The following is an 18,245-nucleotide window of genomic DNA, read 5'->3' on the forward strand; positions in this document are numbered from 1 at the left end:
GGAAAAATTATACAGCGCCAGTTCTCAATGTTTCTTCGTATTCTCTTTTTCCATAAGTTTTGTCACTTCCTCATGAACCACCTGATAGACTTCCAGGTAGGAAACTCCCTCTTTCATGGCAATCTTTTTAATGCTCTCATACTCTGGATATCCCCACTTGGTATCCTGGAACTCACAGACTTTAATCTGTACCGGACCAAAAGAAGATTCCATAGTTATAATATTTCTCTTTAAAATTGTCCGCTCCATTTTTGTCCGGCGGATGCCTATGGTTGTGGTTTCCGTAAAAAGAATTGCCTCCATTTTTTCCACATCCTGAGGCTCACAGATAACTACCACTTCGTAAGCGGGACGGTTTTTCTTCATATACACTGGAATGTAAAACACATCCCTGGCCCCCGCTGCAAAAAGCTGCTCCATACAGTAACCGAAAGCCTCCCCGCCGCAGTCATCCACATTGCACTCCAGTTTAACAATCACTTCCTCGTCCTTTTTCTCTTCCTCCGGCTCCCCCAACGTATCTATCACCATAGCCCGAAGAAGGCTGGGACGCTCATACTGCCTCTTGCCTGTCCCGATTCCTGATTTTACAATAGAAAATTTCTGGGGAAGTTCCTTTTCCGTACAAAAAGCCGCCGCAATGGCTGCCCCGGTGGGGGTAATCAGCTCCCCCTCCACAGAGGTCATCTGGATAATCAGCTGATACTGCTGGATAATATTAGCCACCGCAGGCACCGGGATAGAGAGAATCCCGTGCTGGCTGTTGACCGTTCCCCATCCCTCACAGATCACCGGAATTACCACTTTATCAATGCCGAGATTGTCAAGGCATACCGCCGCCGCTACGATATCCACAATGGAGTCCACTGCCCCCACCTCATGGAAATGTACTTCCTCCAGGGTAGTGCCATGGGCTTTTGCCTCCGCCTCCCCAAGGATTTTAAAAATCTGAACCGCCAGCTCTTTTGCCCTTTTGGTCAGTTTTCCTGACTGGATAATTGAGACAACCTCCGGAAACCCTCTGTGCATGTGGGGGGAATGATGTTCCTCCTTTTCCCCCTCCCCATGGAGATAATTCATATCATGGTCATGATTTTCATGGACGGCATCCAGCTTCACCAAAAAATCACAGGCATTAAGCCCTGCCTTTTCCACCCGGTTGATTTCAATCTCAAACCCCTCCAGAGGAAGGCTCGCCAAAGTATCCTTCAAAATCTTTTCACTTGCTCCCAAATCAAGCAATGCCCCCACCAGCATATCTCCGCTGATGCCGGACTGACAGTCCAAATACAATTTTTTTGCCATTCTATACCTTCTCCTTTCTATCAACCTCTAATCCGTGGTTGATTACGGTGTTGTACATTTATATGATAAAAATATGTGATGTGGATTTGTATTTTTATACCTGTGGCTTTGACTACTTAACAGAGGTTCTTACCACACCTTATGTATTTCCTGAATCTAATTCTATATTTCGTTCAAAGTACGGCATTGTCTATATGAATGTTTTGAAAACATTTGCTTCTGCCGAAAAGATTGTATATTCCGATATTCGAGCCATTCGGAAATGTTTTGAATACAATAGGCGCGGAAAACGAATTTCTCTTTTTGCCAAGCAGCTTAAAGTAGCAGCCCAAACTTCTGTCGTCATAACTTCTGCCGCTGAAGAAATGCAGATTAGACACCTTGTATGTCAGATTGAAATGATAGAAGAACAGCTTTCTGAAATAGACAAAAAGATAGAAGAATTCTCCTTACAAAACAACTCTCCTATCCTTTCCATACCAGGAATATCACACTTCTCTGGCACTTCCATTTTAGCGGAATTAGGAGATATATGCAACTATACAAAAGCGTCCCAGATAATAAAATTTGCATGTGCCGCTCCATATCACTATGAGTCCAGTCAGTTTACTGCCCAGCACACTGCAATAACCACGAAAGGTTCCCGGTATCTGAGAAAAACACTGTATCAGAAAACTTTTAAGAATCCTCTATCACCTTTTAAGTACCGGACAGAACTTTAATCCTGCGTTGCTGATATAGCCATACATACAACCTGGCTTATACAATGAGACTTCTCTGAAAGGCCTATTTGCTGTGCCACAAAATCCATTATTATTCACATATTTTCAAGGTACATACTTTTGCTAACTAAAATTCAATTTTTTTAAAATCTACTTGACTTTTATATAGTTAGCTCCTGTTTTCTTGTATCCTGGCCCGGCTCTGATAACGCCAGGCGGTTTATCTGCGTGGCCAGATAGCCTGCTCCGTAACCGTTGTCAATATTTACCACGGCAATTCCATTGGCACAGGAATTTATCATGGTAAGAAGGGCCGAGAGCCCGTGTAAACTGGCCCCGTACCCCACGGAAGTGGGGACTGCAATCACCGGTTTATCCACCAGCCCCCCCATAACGCTTGCCAATGCGCCCTCCATCCCAGCCACCGCAACCACACAGTTTGCGCTTTGAATTACTTCAATCTTGGATAGAAGCCTGTGGATGCCGCTTACTCCCACATCATAAATCCGCTCCACATAAGTTCCGAAAAACTCTGCCGTCTGGGCGGCTTCCTCCGCCACAGAAATATCCGCCGTTCCCGCTGTGACTACAGCCACCCTTCCCCGCTTCTCTTTCTTTTCCTTTTCAATTTTAATGATATGGGACAATTCATCAAACATGACCTGGGGAAATTTTCTGGCAAGCATTTCATACTGTTTTCTGCTGGCCCTTGTTCCAAAGACCTCCCCCTCCTGTTTATAAATTCTCTCAAATATATGAAAAAGATGATCGTCTGACTTTCCGCTGCAGAAAATCACTTCCCCAAATCCGGAACGAATCTTTCTGTGGGTGTCTAATTTTGCAAATCCCATCTCATAAAAAGGCTCCCGCTTAAAATAGCTTTCCGCTTCCTCCAGGGAAATATCCCCGCTTTTCACTTTTTTTAAAATCTCATGAGTTTCCATCTATATGTCCATCCTTTTCTGCAATAACTCATACAGCGCAGGCCTCACATGGAACGCATCCATACTTCTCTTTGTCTCATTTAAAATCTTCTCACAGTATTCTCTGTCCAAAGACTTCTTTTTCATGCCCCGTATCAAAAGATTCTTTGGGGTGTGGCTTAAATCCACAAACTCTAACACCTGTGTCTTGTACCCGCAGTACTCTAAAAGATTTGCCCGGATACTGTCCGTCAAAAGCGCTGCAAACCGCTCCTGAATGATACCATATCTGGTGAGAAGTGACAAGTCCTCACTTTCCATCTGCCCGTTTAATTCATGCTGGCAGCAGGGCACGGAAAATATCATTTTGGCATCCCAGCAGATGGCATTGTAAAGGGCAAAATCCGTGGCGGTATCACAGGCATGGAGGGAAACCACCATATCCACATCAAAAGGCGCCTGATATCCGTTAATATCCCCCTGCTCAAAACGCAGTCCTTTATATCCGTATTTTAACACAGCTTCATTACACTTTTCAATCACATCCGTTTTTAAATCAAGACCAATCATCTGAATTTCAAAATTCTTTTTTTCCGTAAGGTAATAGTAGAGGATAAAAGTCAGATAGGATTTGCCGCAGCCGAAATCTATGATATTTAATTTCTTTTCCGATAAGGTTTTCACATAGTCATCGATTATCTCTATAAAGCGGTTAATCTGCCGGTACTTATCGTACATAGATGGGATAATTTTTCCTTCTGTGGTAAAAATGCCCATGTCCACAAGAGGGGCAATCACTTCCCCCTCTTTCAGAAAATATTGTTTTTTCCTGTTATGCTCCCCTGTGGATTTGGGGGCATAAGCGCTTCTTTTCTGCTTAAAAGTCACCTTTCCCTTTTTGGAAACTAAAAGGACGGACTCATATCCTCCCCCGAAACCGTTTAGCTGGCGGTAGCTTTGATTAAGCCAGAAGTTAAGCTTTTCCACCAGTTCCTCACGCCCCACATTTTCATGGAACGCCTGGGTTTCCGTTCGTTTTTCTATCTGGTAAAAAGCGGCTTTCTCTTCCACGGTGATTTTTTTGTACTCTGCAGATGCCGCCGGCTTACTGACAATAATCCTGGTACATCCGCTGTCTAAAAGGCGCTCCATGTATGTTCTTATTTCGTCCATTTCTTCACGCTCTCTCCCATAACCGGTTTTATCTTCCTGGCAGAAATTATAGCATGGTATACTTTATTTTACAAGCCAGAAACTATATTTTACGATGGAGGGGGAGTTATGTTCCTTGCCACCATTTTTATGCTGTTTGGTATAACATTATATCCGCGAATCAGCAATTCGATATAAACAATATTTTCCATAATATGTGTCGGTTCCTGTTGCCGGAAATTCAATCTTGCATTTCTAAGACCCCAATCAGTAAAATAATACTTTAAATTTGCACCAACATATTTCCTGCCTTTAATATCATAACGATTGGATTTTGAAATCAGGAATGCTTCCTCAAGATAATCGATATGTCTGGATATTGTTTTATTCGTGTAGGTAATCTGACGTTCACTTGCAAAAGTATTAGAAATCCCACAACCTGCGGTAATCCTCCATAAATCATATAATCGTTCCATGCATCCTCATATTCTCCATCGAAAACAGAATAGAATTCTGCAAAAGAAAGGGATAAACTCCGATTTCATCTCCCCTGCCCCGAAACTCTGTTACAATGTCACTGGACAGAAATCTGGAATTGCTGCCGGACACATAGATGTCAATATTGCTTATGCTAAGCAGGCTGTTCAATACCTCTTCAAATCTGGGCATAAATTGTATTTCATCTAAAAGCAGATAATAGCCTTCTCATGGGTTTGCGGCACCTGGGACAAATTGGAACCAGTTCAGAGGGAGACAGACAGAAAAACGGCTGAAAAAACACTTTTATCTTCTAAGCCCTTTGGGGTAATGATTTTTCAGAATATTTCCAGCCAATTTTCCCCAGCCAATACCATAGCCCCCCACGGTGAGGAGATACCAGCCTTTTTCTCCCTGGAAGGGGAGGGTCTGGCCATTTAAATACGCTGAAATTTCCTTATCTTCCGGGGAAAAATCTGCCAGGTGCCGCACTTCCTTTGGAGTTAGGGAAAGAGCCAGGGCATGGGAAGGCTCAAACCTGTTCTTTTTGTTGGTGCCAAGGTGAAGCCCTGGACGAAGCACCTTTAAGCCTTTCAGCTCAGGGGTTCCCTCCGGCAGGAGATAAAGCTGTTCCCCGAAATAGAGATACACTCCCTTTGGGGTTATGTTTAAATTTTCCCGGGCAAAGTCTAAAAATGCCTTACAGTCTTTTTCTTTTACCCCTTTCTCTTCGGTTTCCCGAAACCTTCCCCTTCCAATCATGTCTGCTTTTTCCAAAACCGCCGCAAAATGGCCTTCCCCTTTTACCTTGTGGGGAAACAGCCGGACTGTATATTCCAGATGTTCTGCGGGCTCTTTTACCCACAGAGGATTTCCCCCTTCCATCCCCGGGTATTTTTTCCCCTCAATAAGGATAAAATCAGGATGGCGTTTTAAAAAACGGCTGACGCTGCCCTCGTTTTCCTCCGGGGCAAAGGTGCAGGTGGAGTACACCATCCGCCCTCCAGGGCGAAGCATCCCTGCGGCACAGTCTAAAATTTTATCCTGCCTGTCTGCGCAGAGATTTACATTTTCCAGGCTCCACTCTCTCCTGGCAGTCTCATTTTTCCGAAACATCCCTTCCCCGGAACAGGGGGCGTCCACCAGGATTTTGTCAAAATATTCCGGGAAACGCCCGGTTAAATGCTCCGGCGTCTCGTTAAGGACAATGGCATTTTTTATCCCCATGCGCTCCACGTTTTCCGATAAAATTTTTGCCCTGGCGGGATGGATTTCATTGGAAAATAAAATCCCCTCCCCCTCCATGGCCCCGGCAAGCTGGGTTGTTTTCCCCCCAGGGGCGGCGCAAAGGTCAAGAACCCTCTCCCCGGGTTTTGCCTCCAGATATCCTCCGGGAGCCATAGCGCTTGGCTCCTGGATGTAGTACACCCCTGCTTGGTGGAAGGGATGAACCCCCGGTGCGTCTCCTGCATCAAAATAGAACCCCTTTTCCTCCCAGGGAACTGGTGTGAGAGAGAAGGGACAGTTCTCTAAGAAATCTTCCCTTGAAGTTTTGAAAGGATTTATCCTTAACCCCCGGCATGTTTCCCCTTCCATGGAAGTTTCAAATTCCGGGTAAACTTCCCCTAACATTTCTCTCATCCTGTTTTCAAATTCCTGTGGAAACATGAAATTCTCCCCTTATTTTCCTGTAATCAAAAGCTTCCTGTATCTGTTTAAGCAGGCTGCAATCTCCTGTTTTCTGGGCACTGCAAGCCCTGCCGGGACATATCTTCCCCCGTAGATTTCCCCCAGTCCTTTTTCCGCCATTTTTCCGCAGATATCATCCGCCATTTCCTGCAAAGTATGTCTGCCGTCCATCATCTGTGTAATGGCATATTTCATCACATATCCCAGGGTATTTACCTGCTCGCTGTCGCAGAGCTGCTCCACATACCTTAAATCAATATATTCTTTATCAACGGAGACGCCCTCCATCCCCATGGATTTCACCTTGACGCGGTCAGACAGTTTCTGCCTGGTCTTAACTTTGCGGTTGTGGTTAGGGCTTTTCGCCTCCTCCACCGCCTCTTCTGCCAGCGGAAAATGTTCCGCCTCTTTTTTTGCCGCCTGGGTAATGTCCAGGGGCTGATACTGTTTCATTTGGATGATGCAGTCGGCCTTGTGGAAATAGGAGCCGCAGCTTCCCGCCACTAAAATGGTGGAGATGCCAAAGATGTCGTAAAGTTCCCTGACCCTGTCGATAAAAGGCGTAATGGGCTCGCTGTCCCTGTGGATGACCCGCTGCATCAGCTCGTCCCTGATCATGAAATTGGTGGCACTGGTGTCCTCGTCAATAAAAAACACTTTGCTCCCCGCCTCCATGGCCTCCACCATATTGGCTGCCTGGGAAGTGCTGCCGCTGGCATCTTCTGTGGAAAAAGAAAGAGTGTCCTTGCCGTTGGGCAGGTCTTTGATAAACATGGAGATATCCACTCCCTGGATGCTCCTGCCATCCTCCGCCCGAAGTTTCATGGCCGTGTCGTCGGAAATCACATACTCCCTTCCGTCCCCGGCAATATGGTTGTACACCCCCATTTCCAAAGCTTTTAACAGGGTGGATTTCCCGTGGTATCCTCCCCCGGCAATGAGGGTGATTCCTTTTTTAATTCCCATGCCTTTGATTTTTCCTGCGTGGGGAAGGTCTAACTCCACCTCCAAAGATTTGGGGGATACAAAGGCAATGCCCCCCTTCATGGGCCGGGAGGATATCCCCGATTCCCTGGGCAGAATTGCCCCGTTGGCCACAAACGCCGCAAGATTATGTTCTTTTAATAATTTTCGCACACAATTCTGGTCTTCCGCCAGCTCTGCAGTTCTTAAAACTTCCTCCTTCCGGTATGCCCGGTATAAGAGAGACTGTTCCACGCACTCCGGCAAAAAAGTAAAGAGAATCTTAATCAGTTCCCTGGCATTTATGGTTCTGCCGTTGGCGGGAAATCCCACTTTAAGCCGAAACACAATATCCCCCTCCGGCGAAATCCTTACGGCGCTGCGCTCCAAAATTTCCTGCCCCGGGCGGCTCACCAAAAGCAGCCCGCTTTTCCCTGAGCCTTTTGCCTGAAAAGAAAATTTGTCCGCCGCTTTATAAAATCTCCGGTTTATCATATCCTGCAGGGCAATCCTTTTGTAATCTTCCCTGTAATATTCCTCCGGAAATCCTGCCGTATTTCCCTTCACCTTCACGCTGACATCCGACGGGGCTGCAAAAGGGTCCCCCTGTACATGGTCAATGGACAGTACAAAACCCTGAAACTGATATTGTCCTGCGGTATCTTTATAGGCAGGGTAGCCTTTGTGGTCTATCCTGCCTAATAGTTCCCTTAAATCTGCTGCTGTTTTCATTTTTTTACATTCCTTTCCTTTTAATCCGGCTTCGGCACATCCTGGTACTGAACCATAAAATCATCCGCTTCCACGGTATAATAATAAATCTTATCCGGCGTCACCCTAGACATCCCCAGCTTTCTTGCCTCTTTTTCCACCCATTTGTAATCCGTCATTCCCGCCAGCCGTTTCCTTGCCTCTTTTGTCTCCTCTTTTGCAGCTAAAACCCGCTCCTCCAAAAGGGCAACCTGCTCTTTTTTTTGCATATTCTGCATATTCAAAGATACTATGGCAACGCATAATACAATCATCACCGAAAGCAGCAGGGATAATCCCGCCACAATACGGCGGCTCTCCTGCATGTCCTTTTTATGTTCGATATATGCCAGCCTTCTCTGCCGCTCTTTCCGCTTCTTATTTTCACAATAGCTTAGGAACTGCTCCGCCACAAAATCCGCCTGTTCATTCCCCAAACTATTTCCTCTGTTCAATTTCTCTCATCCTCACTGCAAATTCCTCCATTTTGTCCAATGTCCCCAAAGCTGCAACACGAAGAACCTGCTGTTCTCTCATTACTTCCCAGGCAAAATCCATATCCTTTTTTGCTGACAAAATTTTCTTTACTTTGCTAATAATGTGTTCTTCCTCGTTTTCACCAAAAGGAATATCCCAGGCAAGGCAGCACATGGCCTGCCGCCTTGTTTCCGGCTTTAAAAATTCGGAAATGATGTCTTCGGGCTTTAAAATCTTCTCCCCCTTTGCATCCACTTCCGAAAAAAGCCGGTTAATATCATCCTCTGTGAAACGCCATTGGACGCCAATTTTTCTTCCCCGCAATGTGCCGTCTTTCAGATAATTACGGATAGTCCGGCTGGTGAGCCCTGTCAGTTCCGCCACGTCTGCCACGGTATACAACTTCTGCTCCAGCATCTTGGCATCCTCCTTTTCCCTTCATTATATTTCATTTATTTTCTTATGTAAAGCCTTAATTTATAAAATTTACATTAGTTTTCTTTTAAATACATTGATGTTCATTTATTTTTATATGTTTTCACTTATCTTATTTCATTTTCATGCTATATTATACTTTTTCATATTTTATTAATTGTTTTCATATATTTTCATATAGGAAAACTTTATATCAGGGAGCCCTTGGCACAGTCCGCTTTTTCCGATATATTCCTAAACTATACATTTTGCTTGGCAGGAGCTGCTGCAATCGGGTATGTGCCCTCAAAAATTATTAGAAAAAGACAACAGACAGGAGTTTACAAGTGAAAATACAATATTGGAAAAATCCCGCTTTACAGAAAGATTGTGTGGATGTTGCTGTCGGGAGGAAAACGAAGCCATAGGAACCATAAGAGATTTTTTCTGTTCTTTCAACAGCATTACCAGGAAAAAGAGGTCTGCCAGTTAGAGTATACCCTTCGCAGTTTTTTAGATTTATTTTCTGCCAGCGGATTTGTGCAGATTGGGAAGTCTATGGCTGTAAATATGTATAAAATAGACAAAATCCAGGCAGATTTAAATATGCATTTAAAACTCCGCCTGGATAACGGTGAACTCCTGATTTTAAACCGGGGTTACAAAAAATCAATTTTTGAAACGCTGCAGCACGTCAGGGAGGTGCACTATGAAGCTGATTGATATAATTTTTTTTACCAACTGTGTGTGAAATTTTTACCATTCCCTATATCATAGGAGCAATCCTGTACTGCGTTTCATTCTTTATGAAAATCCGGAACGCAAACAAATGTTTACAGGAGATAAAGCAAGGGCAATAATTCGTCTTATGCGGTTATTACCCCGGGCAGCTTTCCATATCATATGTTATCCCAGCTCATAGAAAGAAATAGGCCCTGCAAGGACTTCCCTTGCCACAAAAAGGGAGTTATCCCTTTTTACTTCCACCCACCATTTCACCAGGCATATCGAGGCATTCTCTATCTCCAGACAGGTAATGCACCGTGGATGCACACAGCTTCCCGTGTTAAAATAGCGGGTGTTTTCATCTCCAAGCATGGGCCTGTGGGTATGCCCGGTAATGAGATAACAGTTATTTTTCACCGCCCAGGAGGAAAGCCGCATCTCGCTTTTTCTTCTCCGGTGGTAGTTTTTTGCAGCGCTGGTGGGGTCTAAAACCCCAAGCTGCTCCAATGGCTTCCAGAGATACCGGACAAGAAAGCGGGACAGCCTCCACAAAGTAGAGTTTAACAGCTCCGCCTGATGGCCATGGGTAAGATAAAACTCCAGGCAGTGAAGTTTAGGACAGGCATTTTTATCCTCCTGTGCACAGCCGCACATTTTTAAAATTATCCCCTCATGGTAAGTGTCACTGCTGTTTTTCATAACATGGTCATGGTTTCCATAGAGCATATAAAGCCTGTGTTCCTTTTCAAAAAGGGAAAGCTGCCAGAAAACATCACTGTGGATTTCCCGGATAGTGGAAAGACTCCGGTTTTCCCACAATTCATCCCCATCCCCCATTTCAATATAGGTAAATCCCCTGGAATAATAGTACTGCAGGGCTGCATAATACAGGTGCTGGTTCTTTAAAAAATTGTCATTGGAATTCCCGGTTCCCCTGTGGCAGTCACTGATCAGCACAACTTTAGAATGGGAGTGCAAAGGGATCACAGGTGCCTTTCTAAAACTTTTCTCCAATCTCTTCTCACAGCCTGTTTTCATGGCTCTTCCTCCCTATATCTTACAGTGATGTTTTTTCTTGCATTTCCTGCAGCATTTCTTACAGCATTTCTTTCTCTTCTTATTCTTACAAATGCGGCGGAACACTCCCGGGAGATAGAAAAACAGGCACAAAAGCCGGTCTATCCCAAGGCACAACGGATTTGTCACCCACAAAAAGAGACGGCAGAGTATCCGGTTCCTCCACTGGCAGAAGCGGAAGAAAAATCTTTGAAGCCCTTTCAAAAAGCAGGTGGAACAATAGTCAAACCTGATTTGAATCTGCAGCCCGCAGACACAGTACTCCCCATGCCCCTGCTCCTCCAATGCATGCACAAAAGCGGTAAGCATGTCATAATTGGGGAAGGTAATGCCCGCTTCCACCCACAGTTCCTCCGGCTCACAGTAACTTCCCATCTGAAATGCGGTGAGCCACCAGTGGTTTTTGTGGAGATGGGCAATCTCTGTATTCCCCCTGAAAAGCCTGATGGACATTGGCATCATCTCATGGTCCTCTACGCTGTGAAACAGTGCGGTTTTTCGCCCCAGGACGGACACAAGGCCCTGTGCCTTATAAATCCCCACTTCGCATCCCACGTTAATTCCATACTGGCCTTTCCAGAATTCAATCATCCATGTGCACTCTTCATAGTCAAAATACACCGGCATACAGTCAATGGCCATATTAAACTGGGAGGCGTAGCGGTCAAACAGCGCCGTATAACCAAACATCCGCTGGGGCGCATCCACCGTGGTGGAAAATATGTCCTGGGATGGGTGGTAACAGTAGCCAAAAGGTTCAATCAGAGGACAGAGTATCTCACATTTTTCCTCCATTGACATACAATCCAGTTTTTTACAGATAACTTTCTTTCGATGATGGAAAAAAATAAAGAAAATAACTGCGATAACCAGAAGGCATCCGATAAAATAATACATAAAAACAGCTCCATTTACATTTTTCTATATTTTATGCAAATGAAGCTGTTTGGGAACTCTTATACTGTAACTTCCCCCGCAAGGACTCTCTTATAGTCCTCATAATTCTTCTTTAAAAGCTCCGGGGTATTGAGCTCATAGGGGCATCTTTTCCTGCACTGCCCGCAGTTTAGGCAGTTTTCAATTTTTTTCATCTCCCCCTGCATTTCCTCCGTGAGCCATGCCTTTGAGGGGGCCCGCCTTAACATCAGGGACATTCTGGCACAGTTGTTGATTTGGATTCCTGCAGGACAGGGCATACAGTAGCCGCAGCCCCGGCAGAATTCCCCTGCCAAATCCTCCCGCTCCTTCTCTACATACTCCCGTATCTCTTCTGTGTACTCCGGCGTTTCCTCCATAAAGGCAAGCCACTCCAAAAGTTCCTCCATTCTCTGCACCCCCCAGATAGGCAGCACATTGTCAAACTGGGAAATATACCCCATTGCTGCTTTGGAGTCGTGAATCAGCCCTCCCGCCAGGGCCTTCATGGCGATAAAGCCCATTCCTGCCTCTTTACAGGAATTCACCAATGCCACTTCTTTTTCGGAAGAAAGGTAGCTAAAGGGGAACTGCAGTGTCTCATACAATCCTGACTTTACACATTCCTCTGCAACGGAAAGCTTGTGGGCCGTCACGCCGATATGGCGGATTTTCCCCTGGGCCTTTGCTTCCTGCATACACTCATACATCCCCGTGCCATCCCCTGGGCGGTAGCACTGGGAGACACAGTGAAACTGATAGATATCAATCGATTCCCGTCTCAGGTTTTTAAGGGATGTCTCAAGCTGTTTCCAAAATTCCTCCGGGGTCTTTGCCATAGTCTTTGTGGCGATAAAAATTTTATCTCCCAACCCCTCAAAAGCTTCCCCCACCTTCTCCTCGCTGTCGCTGTAAGCCCTTGCCGTGTCAAAAAAAGTCATGCCCCCCTCATATGCCTTTCGGAGAATCTTAACCGCCTCCTCCATGGAAACCCTCTGGATAGGCAGAGCCCCAAATGCATTCTGGCATGTGGTGATTCCTGTAATACCCAATGTAATCTGTCTCATAATCTCCCTCCTGATTTTATCTTTTTATTTCCCTTAAAAGTTCTCCCTTTTCCCTTCCCGTCAAAAGTTCCCTGCTGTAGGTCTGATATCTTTTACATTCATATTCCAGCAAAAATTCCGCCGCAGGTTTCGCCAGGGTAAGCTCTGTGACAAACACCGACATTTCCTCCCCTCTTAAAAAGACTTCCTCAACGAAATCAAAGGCGTATTCTAGTGCCTGCCCCGCTTTAGATTTTGCATCTTCCAGTTTTTCTCTCTGGTTGTCAAATCCTGCCTTTGCCTCCTCAAAAGCCAATCTGCCCTCCCCCACGGAATCTGACGGGGCATGAGTTTTTATCATCCCGGAAAGCTTTTTGTGGAGAAAATTTTCCTTTGCCGTATGTAAACCTGCCAGTTCTTCTTTCCGGTACAGATCCTCCCATTCTTTTGTGAGTTTCTCGTAAAGCGTCCCCGGCAGAAAGGCTTCCCCGAAAGAAACCATCTTCCTTAAAACATCCAGTTCTTCCCTGTATTTCTTTAAAAAAACATAATATTCCTCTGCAAGTTTTTTCTCTTCCCCAAATTTATAAAAAAACTGCATCAGACCGTCAAGCAAAAGATTTACCACCGTAAGTCTTTCATCAAAAGCCGCCCTGTCAATTCTGGCATACAGGTTTGCCCTTACTTTTCCCTTTAAAATATCCTCTATGCCGTAATCATCCTCATATTTCCGGTACAAATCCACATAGGCCGCCACATCCTCCGCCACGTCCCTGTGGTGGAGATATTCATAGACAATTTCTTCATCCACAGTAAGGCCCAGGCTGTCGTACACATACAAAAGGCTGCTGAAATCCTCCCATCCCCTTGCGGTGACATACTGCATTCCCTCCACATCCGCCTCTATCCGGTAAAAATTTTTGGAACGGAGCTCTAAGTAGCCTAAAATTGCCGGGTGCACCCTTTTTTCCCTGGCGTATTCCCGCCATACAGAGTAGTCTTCCTCCAAAGAGATATAGCGTATTCTGTCCAGGGTTACCAGGTCAAACTCTTTTACGGACTTATTGTACTCCGGGGGATTTCCCGCCGCCACAATAATCCACCCACTGGGAACCCCATGGCCTCCAAAGGTTTTGCACTGGAGAAACTGCAGCATGGCAGGGGCCAATGTTTCGGAAACGCAGTTTATCTCATCTAAAAACAAAATTCCTTGGGAGAGCCCGCTGTCTTTCATTTTCCTGTAGATGCTGGCGATAATTTCACTCATGGTATACTCTGTCACGGAGTATTCTTTCCCTGAAAACTCCTCCTGTCTGATAAAGGGCAGCCCCACTGCGCTCTGCCTGGTGTGGTGGGTCATAGTATAGGACACCAGGGCAATTTTACACTCCCTGGCAATCTGTTCCATAATCTGGGTTTTTCCGATTCCCGGCGGGCCTATGAGCAAAATGGGCCGCTGGCGGATGACAGGAATTTTATACTCCCCCGTCCCATCTTTTAAAAGATAGGCCAAAACCGTATTTTTAATCTCCTCTTTTGCCTGCTTAATGTTCATAACTTAAAAATTCCTCCGAATCTAACTGTAATCTCATGGCCCAGGAGGGCACTTTCTCCTCCTCAAAGTCATCCAGGAATAAAAAGGCTGTTTTGTAATCCGTCTTTTTTTCCGGGTAAATTCCTTTTCCGTCGGTAAAATATAAAAGCCCCCCAAGATTTAAAATCTCCCCCTGACGCCTTAACTCCTCCACATAGGAAAAGGCCGGGCGAAAATCCGTAGAGCCCCCCCCTTGAATGGAAAAATCGGAAAGCAGCGCCTTAAAATCCTCCTGGCTTTGAATCAAAGTATCCCGCTGGACCCTCTCGTCACACTGGAGCACCCGAATCCGGCTCCTTGCAAAAAAGCTGTCCCTCTGGGATAAAATCTGAAAGGTCTCCCGCAGAAATCCTTCTATCAGCTCCCCCCTGGTGGAATAGCTGGTATCCACCACAATCACAATCTCCCGTATCTTTTTTGCCTCCCGTGTCTCCATTGGCTCCACCAGGGGCATATTTCCGTAGACCCTAAGGCCGTAGGCGTAAAATCCCAAATCAAAGGCATCCTCATCACAGCGCATTTCCTCCTGCCACAGGGAAAACTTTTTTAAAAAATCCCCGTATGTCCTGCGGCCCTTTGCCGCCTTTACCTGGGATAAGAAAAATTCTTCCCCGGATTTTGCCTTATCCCCTTTCCGGTTCTGCTCCATAAGTGTCTGCCTTGCGATTTTATCCCAGTTATCCCTTGCCTGGCTTGCCATGGGAGACATATTTTCTTTATCCCCCCTGTCCCAAAACCTGTGGTCATCGGTATAAAATTCCCTGGCAAGGGCCTTAAGTTCCTTCGGGGATTTATTTTTCAGCGCCCCGTAAACCACCGCCCCGGAAATTCCTTTCCCCCCGCTTTTCAGTTCCCCGTACAAATCCCGGCGCAAAAAACTTAAAATCCGCTTTGTGGAAGGGCACTCCATAGAATCTATGGTGTATTCCGCCACAATGTCGCAGGAAAGGTTCCACAGCTTTTTATCCCGGCTCCCCCGAAGCCAAAGATGGCGGTAAATACAGTGGAGCACCGTATGTAAATAGGCCCTGTTTAAAAAAAGGGAGTTTTCTTCAAACACCCTTAACACCTGCCCCGGGGCATAACAGAGATTCACCCCGTCACAGGCTAAAGTGTTTAACCCCTCCACCGCCTTGGGCTTTAAGGCGCAGAGGGCAATTTTTAAATACCGCATATCCAGATACAATTCTTTCCTGACAAAATGAAACACTTTTTCACACATCATCCGTTCCCACTCTGTCTGGGTCATTTCATGGGCCATAGTCACTCCTTCCCACTCTTTTTCCTGCCCCCGAAGACAAACCATCCCACTACGAAAAGGAAAATGGCAGCCACAGCCATCCAGGCCAGGAAATATTTCCATCCCTTATGGGAAAACATATCCCAGTACCCCTTCACATAGATAACCACCACAATCGCTGGGAGTACATACGTCATATACCCTCTCATCTTCTCCGGAAATTTCATCCCTTCCCCTGTGTTGGCTTCCCGGATAAAATTGTCCCATCCCCATCCTCCTTTTGTGGTGCAGAACAGGAGATACACTAGTGCCCCCAAGGGCAGAAAATTGCTGGACACAAGAAAATCTTCCATGTCCATAATATTGGTGCCCTCCCCCAAAGGACGGATGCCGGAGAGAAGGTGAAAGCCCAGAACACAGGGCATGGACAAAATTACCATGGCGATAATGTTTATCACCACCGCCTTTTTCCGCTCCCAGTTCCACAAATCTATGGCAAAAGAAATAATATTTTCATACACCGCCGTCACGGTAGAAAGGGCCGCAAAGGACATAAAAAGGAAAAACAAGGTGCCCCAGACCCTTCCTCCTGCCATCTGGTTAAAAATATTAGGGAGGGTGATAAAAATCAGGGAAGGGCCGGCTCCTGGCTCAATGCCAAAGGAAAAGCAGGCGGGGATAATAATCAGTCCCGCCATCAGGGCAACAAAAGTATCCAGAAGTGTAATGGTGATACTCTCCCCTGTCAGGGAACGCCCCTTGTCCATATAACTGCCGAAAATTGCCATGGAGCCGATTCCCACGCTTAAAGTAAAAAACGCCTGGGACATAGCGTCAAAAATCACGTTTCCCACCCCAATTTTTTTCACCTTTTCCAAATCAGGTATCAGATAAAATTTTACCCCCTCCATGGCTCCCGGCAAAAACAGGGAATGAACCGCCAAAATAAAAATCAGCCCCAGGAGACATATCATCATAACTTTGGTAATCTTTTCCACTCCGTTTCTCACTCCCAAAGAGCAGATGCCAAAGGATAAAAACACCACAACAACTGTCCAGAATATAAGGGTTCCGGTGGAATTTTTCAGCATGTCAAACTTTTCCGCCACCTGCTCCACCGACAGAGCCTGCCCTGTAAATTCCCCTGCAAGGCAGCGGAAACAATAGGAGAGCATCCAGCCGGCCACCACAGTGTAAAACATCATCAAAAGATAATTTCCCACCATTCCAAAATATCCGAACCGATGCCATTTTCTCCCCTCCGGCTGCAGTTTCCCAAAAGAAGTGGCACAGCTTTTTCTGCTCCCCCTTCCCACAGAAAATTCGCAGACCATAATGGGAAAACCAAGAATTCCCAAAAATATTAAGTAAATCAAAATAAAAAAGGCTCCGCCGTTCCTCCCGCAGATATAGGGAAATTTCCACACGTTTCCCAGTCCCACGGCACAGCCCACAGATACAAGAATAAACCCAAGCCTTGTACCAAAAGTTTCTCTTTCTCTCATTGCACTCTCCTTAAAATTCCTCAAATTCATATTCGTCCCAGGCATCTTTCTCCCCGGAATGAAACTCCATAAGTTTTGCCGTCCCTTCCGCCCATCCAAGCTCTGAGGCATACCGGGCTGCCTGCTTTAATTCCCTGCCGGAAAGCAGCCCCTGCTCACAGAGAAAAACTAATGTTTTCAATTCCCTTTTTTCAATCTTATCCCTTGTGAGATTTGTGATATGTCCCATAAGATACTCCCGGTACAAAAGGGCGCTCACTTCCCCCAGGGCAAAGGGATACATCAGTCTGTTTAGCGCCATCTTCATAAGGGTCTGCTCAGATTCTTCCACACAGGCCTGGGAAAACACTCCGTCATATGCGGCAAAATCCACACAACCTTCCCGAAATCCCTGCCTCGCCCGGAATCCCTCACCGGTAATACTTCTTCCAAAGAGATGGGCCGGTGCAATTTCGTCATAGCTCTCATAGTATTCCGGGTAAACCAGCACCGCTTTCCTGCCCTCTTTCCCCTGAAATTTCACTTCCATATCAGAAGAAATCTGGGCTAAAATCTGCTTTAGCCCGGTTTTATCCCCAGGGCCGCAGGTAAGGATAATCTCATGAAAATCCTGTGCATTCATAAATGCGTCGCTTCCCACCCCCCGAAGGGAGGGCCCAAAGGTAAGACGCCTTAATTTTTTGCAGTTGTAAAAGGCGCTGGCCCCAATCTCCGTAAGGGTATCCGGCAAAACCACTTCCTCCACCAGATTCCCGGAAAATTCTTTTAACTCCCCAAAAAGCCCGTCCTGATTTTCCCCGGCAAATTCCTTCTCTCCCCAGGTGAGAGAGTGATTTCCCTCTGGGATATGCCTGGCACTGGAAAAACAGTAGGGCGCAATGGCGTCTACCTGAACCCCCTCTAAAGTACCCGGAATTTCTATGATTCCGCCGGAAGCATAGACCCTGAGAATTTCCCCCATGCATCTTTGATTTTTCCTCCAAAGTATTTGACACTGATTTCTTTCCCTCATTTTCTTACCCTTTCCTCTCACATTATACACTACATTTTCCAAAAGATACAGAACAATTCCTTTGAAAAACTTACTTGAAAATCCTGGTTTTTCCCCTGATTCCGCTAAATATAGCTATTTTATACTAAATACTATATATTAATTTATCGTTTTTTAGTATTGAATGCTTTTCATTTCTATATTATAATCCCATCTTCGACAGTTACAGAAAAACAAAGTGGCAGAATCCCTTGAATTTATTGGGGATATGCCACTTTT

The 18,245-nt window shown here is 45.6% G+C and carries 17 protein-coding genes and 1 pseudogene; 3 read left to right on the forward strand and 15 right to left on the reverse strand.

Annotation, left to right across the window (positions count from 1 at the left end; genetic code table 11):
- Positions 1 to 24: 24 nt before the first annotated feature.
- Positions 25 to 1,305, reverse strand: a complete 1,281-nt coding sequence (gene larC, locus D7Y06_RS04175) for a nickel pincer cofactor biosynthesis protein LarC (protein WP_120406573.1) — start codon at positions 1,303 to 1,305, stop codon at positions 25 to 27.
- Positions 1,306 to 1,367: 62 nt separating this feature from the next.
- Here larC and D7Y06_RS04180 point away from each other — a divergent pair, with 62 nt between their 5' ends.
- Positions 1,368 to 2,027: a transposase gene (locus D7Y06_RS04180; protein ID WP_199714626.1), complete on the forward strand. Its 660-nt coding sequence runs from the start codon at positions 1,368 to 1,370 to the stop codon at positions 2,025 to 2,027.
- A 161-nt stretch (positions 2,028 to 2,188) separates the two neighbouring features.
- On the opposite strand, the gene larB is transcribed toward D7Y06_RS04180, so the two are convergent.
- The 7 genes and pseudogenes from larB to D7Y06_RS04215 form a co-directional block, all read right to left on the reverse strand.
- The gene (larB, locus tag D7Y06_RS04185) at positions 2,189 to 2,971 is read right to left on the reverse strand and encodes a nickel pincer cofactor biosynthesis protein LarB (protein ID WP_120406574.1); all 783 of its coding nucleotides are present in this window, start codon (positions 2,969 to 2,971) and stop codon (positions 2,189 to 2,191) included.
- Positions 2,972 to 4,123, reverse strand: coding sequence for a class I SAM-dependent methyltransferase (locus D7Y06_RS04190; RefSeq protein ID WP_120406575.1), 1,152 nt, complete (start codon positions 4,121 to 4,123; stop codon positions 2,972 to 2,974).
- A 143-nt stretch (positions 4,124 to 4,266) separates the two neighbouring features.
- A pseudogene (locus D7Y06_RS28180) lies at positions 4,267 to 4,801 on the reverse strand (ATP-binding protein); the annotation flags it as partial.
- 84 nt (positions 4,802 to 4,885) lie between these two features.
- Complete coding sequence (locus D7Y06_RS04200) at positions 4,886 to 6,247, reverse strand: RsmB/NOP family class I SAM-dependent RNA methyltransferase (RefSeq protein WP_120406576.1); 1,362 nt, start codon at positions 6,245 to 6,247, stop codon at positions 4,886 to 4,888.
- Positions 6,248 to 6,259: 12 nt separating this feature from the next.
- Complete coding sequence (locus D7Y06_RS04205) at positions 6,260 to 7,963, reverse strand: ABC-ATPase domain-containing protein (RefSeq protein ID WP_120406577.1); 1,704 nt, start codon at positions 7,961 to 7,963, stop codon at positions 6,260 to 6,262.
- A gap of 20 nt (positions 7,964 to 7,983) precedes the next feature.
- Entirely contained in the window at positions 7,984 to 8,436 is a 453-nt protein-coding gene (locus D7Y06_RS04210) for a septum formation initiator family protein (RefSeq protein WP_120406578.1), read from the reverse strand.
- Positions 8,420 to 8,875, reverse strand: coding sequence for a helix-turn-helix domain-containing protein (locus tag D7Y06_RS04215; RefSeq protein WP_120406579.1), 456 nt, complete (start codon positions 8,873 to 8,875; stop codon positions 8,420 to 8,422). The genes D7Y06_RS04210 and D7Y06_RS04215 overlap by 17 nt, the downstream gene beginning before the upstream one ends.
- A 153-nt stretch (positions 8,876 to 9,028) precedes the next feature.
- Between D7Y06_RS04215 and D7Y06_RS28525 the strand changes: the two genes are divergently transcribed.
- On the forward strand, positions 9,029 to 9,223 hold the full coding sequence (locus tag D7Y06_RS28525; RefSeq protein ID WP_442970376.1) for a DUF6608 family protein: 195 nt from the start codon (positions 9,029 to 9,031) through the stop codon (positions 9,221 to 9,223).
- A gap of 45 nt (positions 9,224 to 9,268) precedes the next feature.
- Complete coding sequence (locus D7Y06_RS04220) at positions 9,269 to 9,595, forward strand: LytTR family DNA-binding domain-containing protein (RefSeq protein ID WP_120406580.1); 327 nt, start codon at positions 9,269 to 9,271, stop codon at positions 9,593 to 9,595.
- A gap of 183 nt (positions 9,596 to 9,778) precedes the next feature.
- On the opposite strand, the gene D7Y06_RS04225 is transcribed toward D7Y06_RS04220, so the two are convergent.
- The 7 genes from D7Y06_RS04225 to D7Y06_RS04255 are packed head-to-tail and all read right to left on the reverse strand — an operon-like array spanning position 9,779 to position 17,987.
- Positions 9,779 to 10,636 (reverse strand): metallophosphoesterase family protein, encoded by an 858-nt coding sequence (locus D7Y06_RS04225; RefSeq protein WP_120406581.1) that lies wholly within the window; start codon positions 10,634 to 10,636, stop codon positions 9,779 to 9,781.
- 12 nt (positions 10,637 to 10,648) lie between these two features.
- On the reverse strand, positions 10,649 to 11,572 hold the full coding sequence (locus D7Y06_RS04230) for a DUF4474 domain-containing protein (protein WP_120406582.1): 924 nt from the start codon (positions 11,570 to 11,572) through the stop codon (positions 10,649 to 10,651).
- Positions 11,573 to 11,631: 59 nt separating this feature from the next.
- The gene (locus D7Y06_RS04235) at positions 11,632 to 12,657 is read right to left on the reverse strand and encodes an aldo/keto reductase (RefSeq protein WP_120406583.1); all 1,026 of its coding nucleotides are present in this window, start codon (positions 12,655 to 12,657) and stop codon (positions 11,632 to 11,634) included.
- A gap of 16 nt (positions 12,658 to 12,673) precedes the next feature.
- Entirely contained in the window at positions 12,674 to 14,191 is a 1,518-nt protein-coding gene (locus D7Y06_RS04240; protein WP_120406584.1) for an AAA family ATPase, read from the reverse strand.
- Positions 14,181 to 15,491 (reverse strand): vWA domain-containing protein, encoded by a 1,311-nt coding sequence (locus D7Y06_RS04245; protein WP_120406585.1) that lies wholly within the window; start codon positions 15,489 to 15,491, stop codon positions 14,181 to 14,183. The genes D7Y06_RS04240 and D7Y06_RS04245 overlap by 11 nt, the downstream gene beginning before the upstream one ends.
- 2 nt (positions 15,492 to 15,493) lie before the next feature.
- Positions 15,494 to 16,975, reverse strand: a complete 1,482-nt coding sequence (locus D7Y06_RS04250) for a sodium-dependent transporter (RefSeq protein ID WP_120406586.1) — start codon at positions 16,973 to 16,975, stop codon at positions 15,494 to 15,496.
- A 10-nt stretch (positions 16,976 to 16,985) separates the two neighbouring features.
- Positions 16,986 to 17,987 carry a leucine-rich repeat protein gene (locus D7Y06_RS04255; RefSeq protein ID WP_120406587.1) on the reverse strand — a complete coding sequence of 334 codons (1,002 nt, stop codon included), beginning with the start codon at positions 17,985 to 17,987 and terminating at the stop codon, positions 16,986 to 16,988.
- Positions 17,988 to 18,245: the final 258 nt, after the last annotated feature.

Source organism: Roseburia sp. 1XD42-69 (genome assembly GCF_003612565.1).
GTDB lineage: Bacteria > Bacillota > Clostridia > Lachnospirales > Lachnospiraceae > Roseburia_B.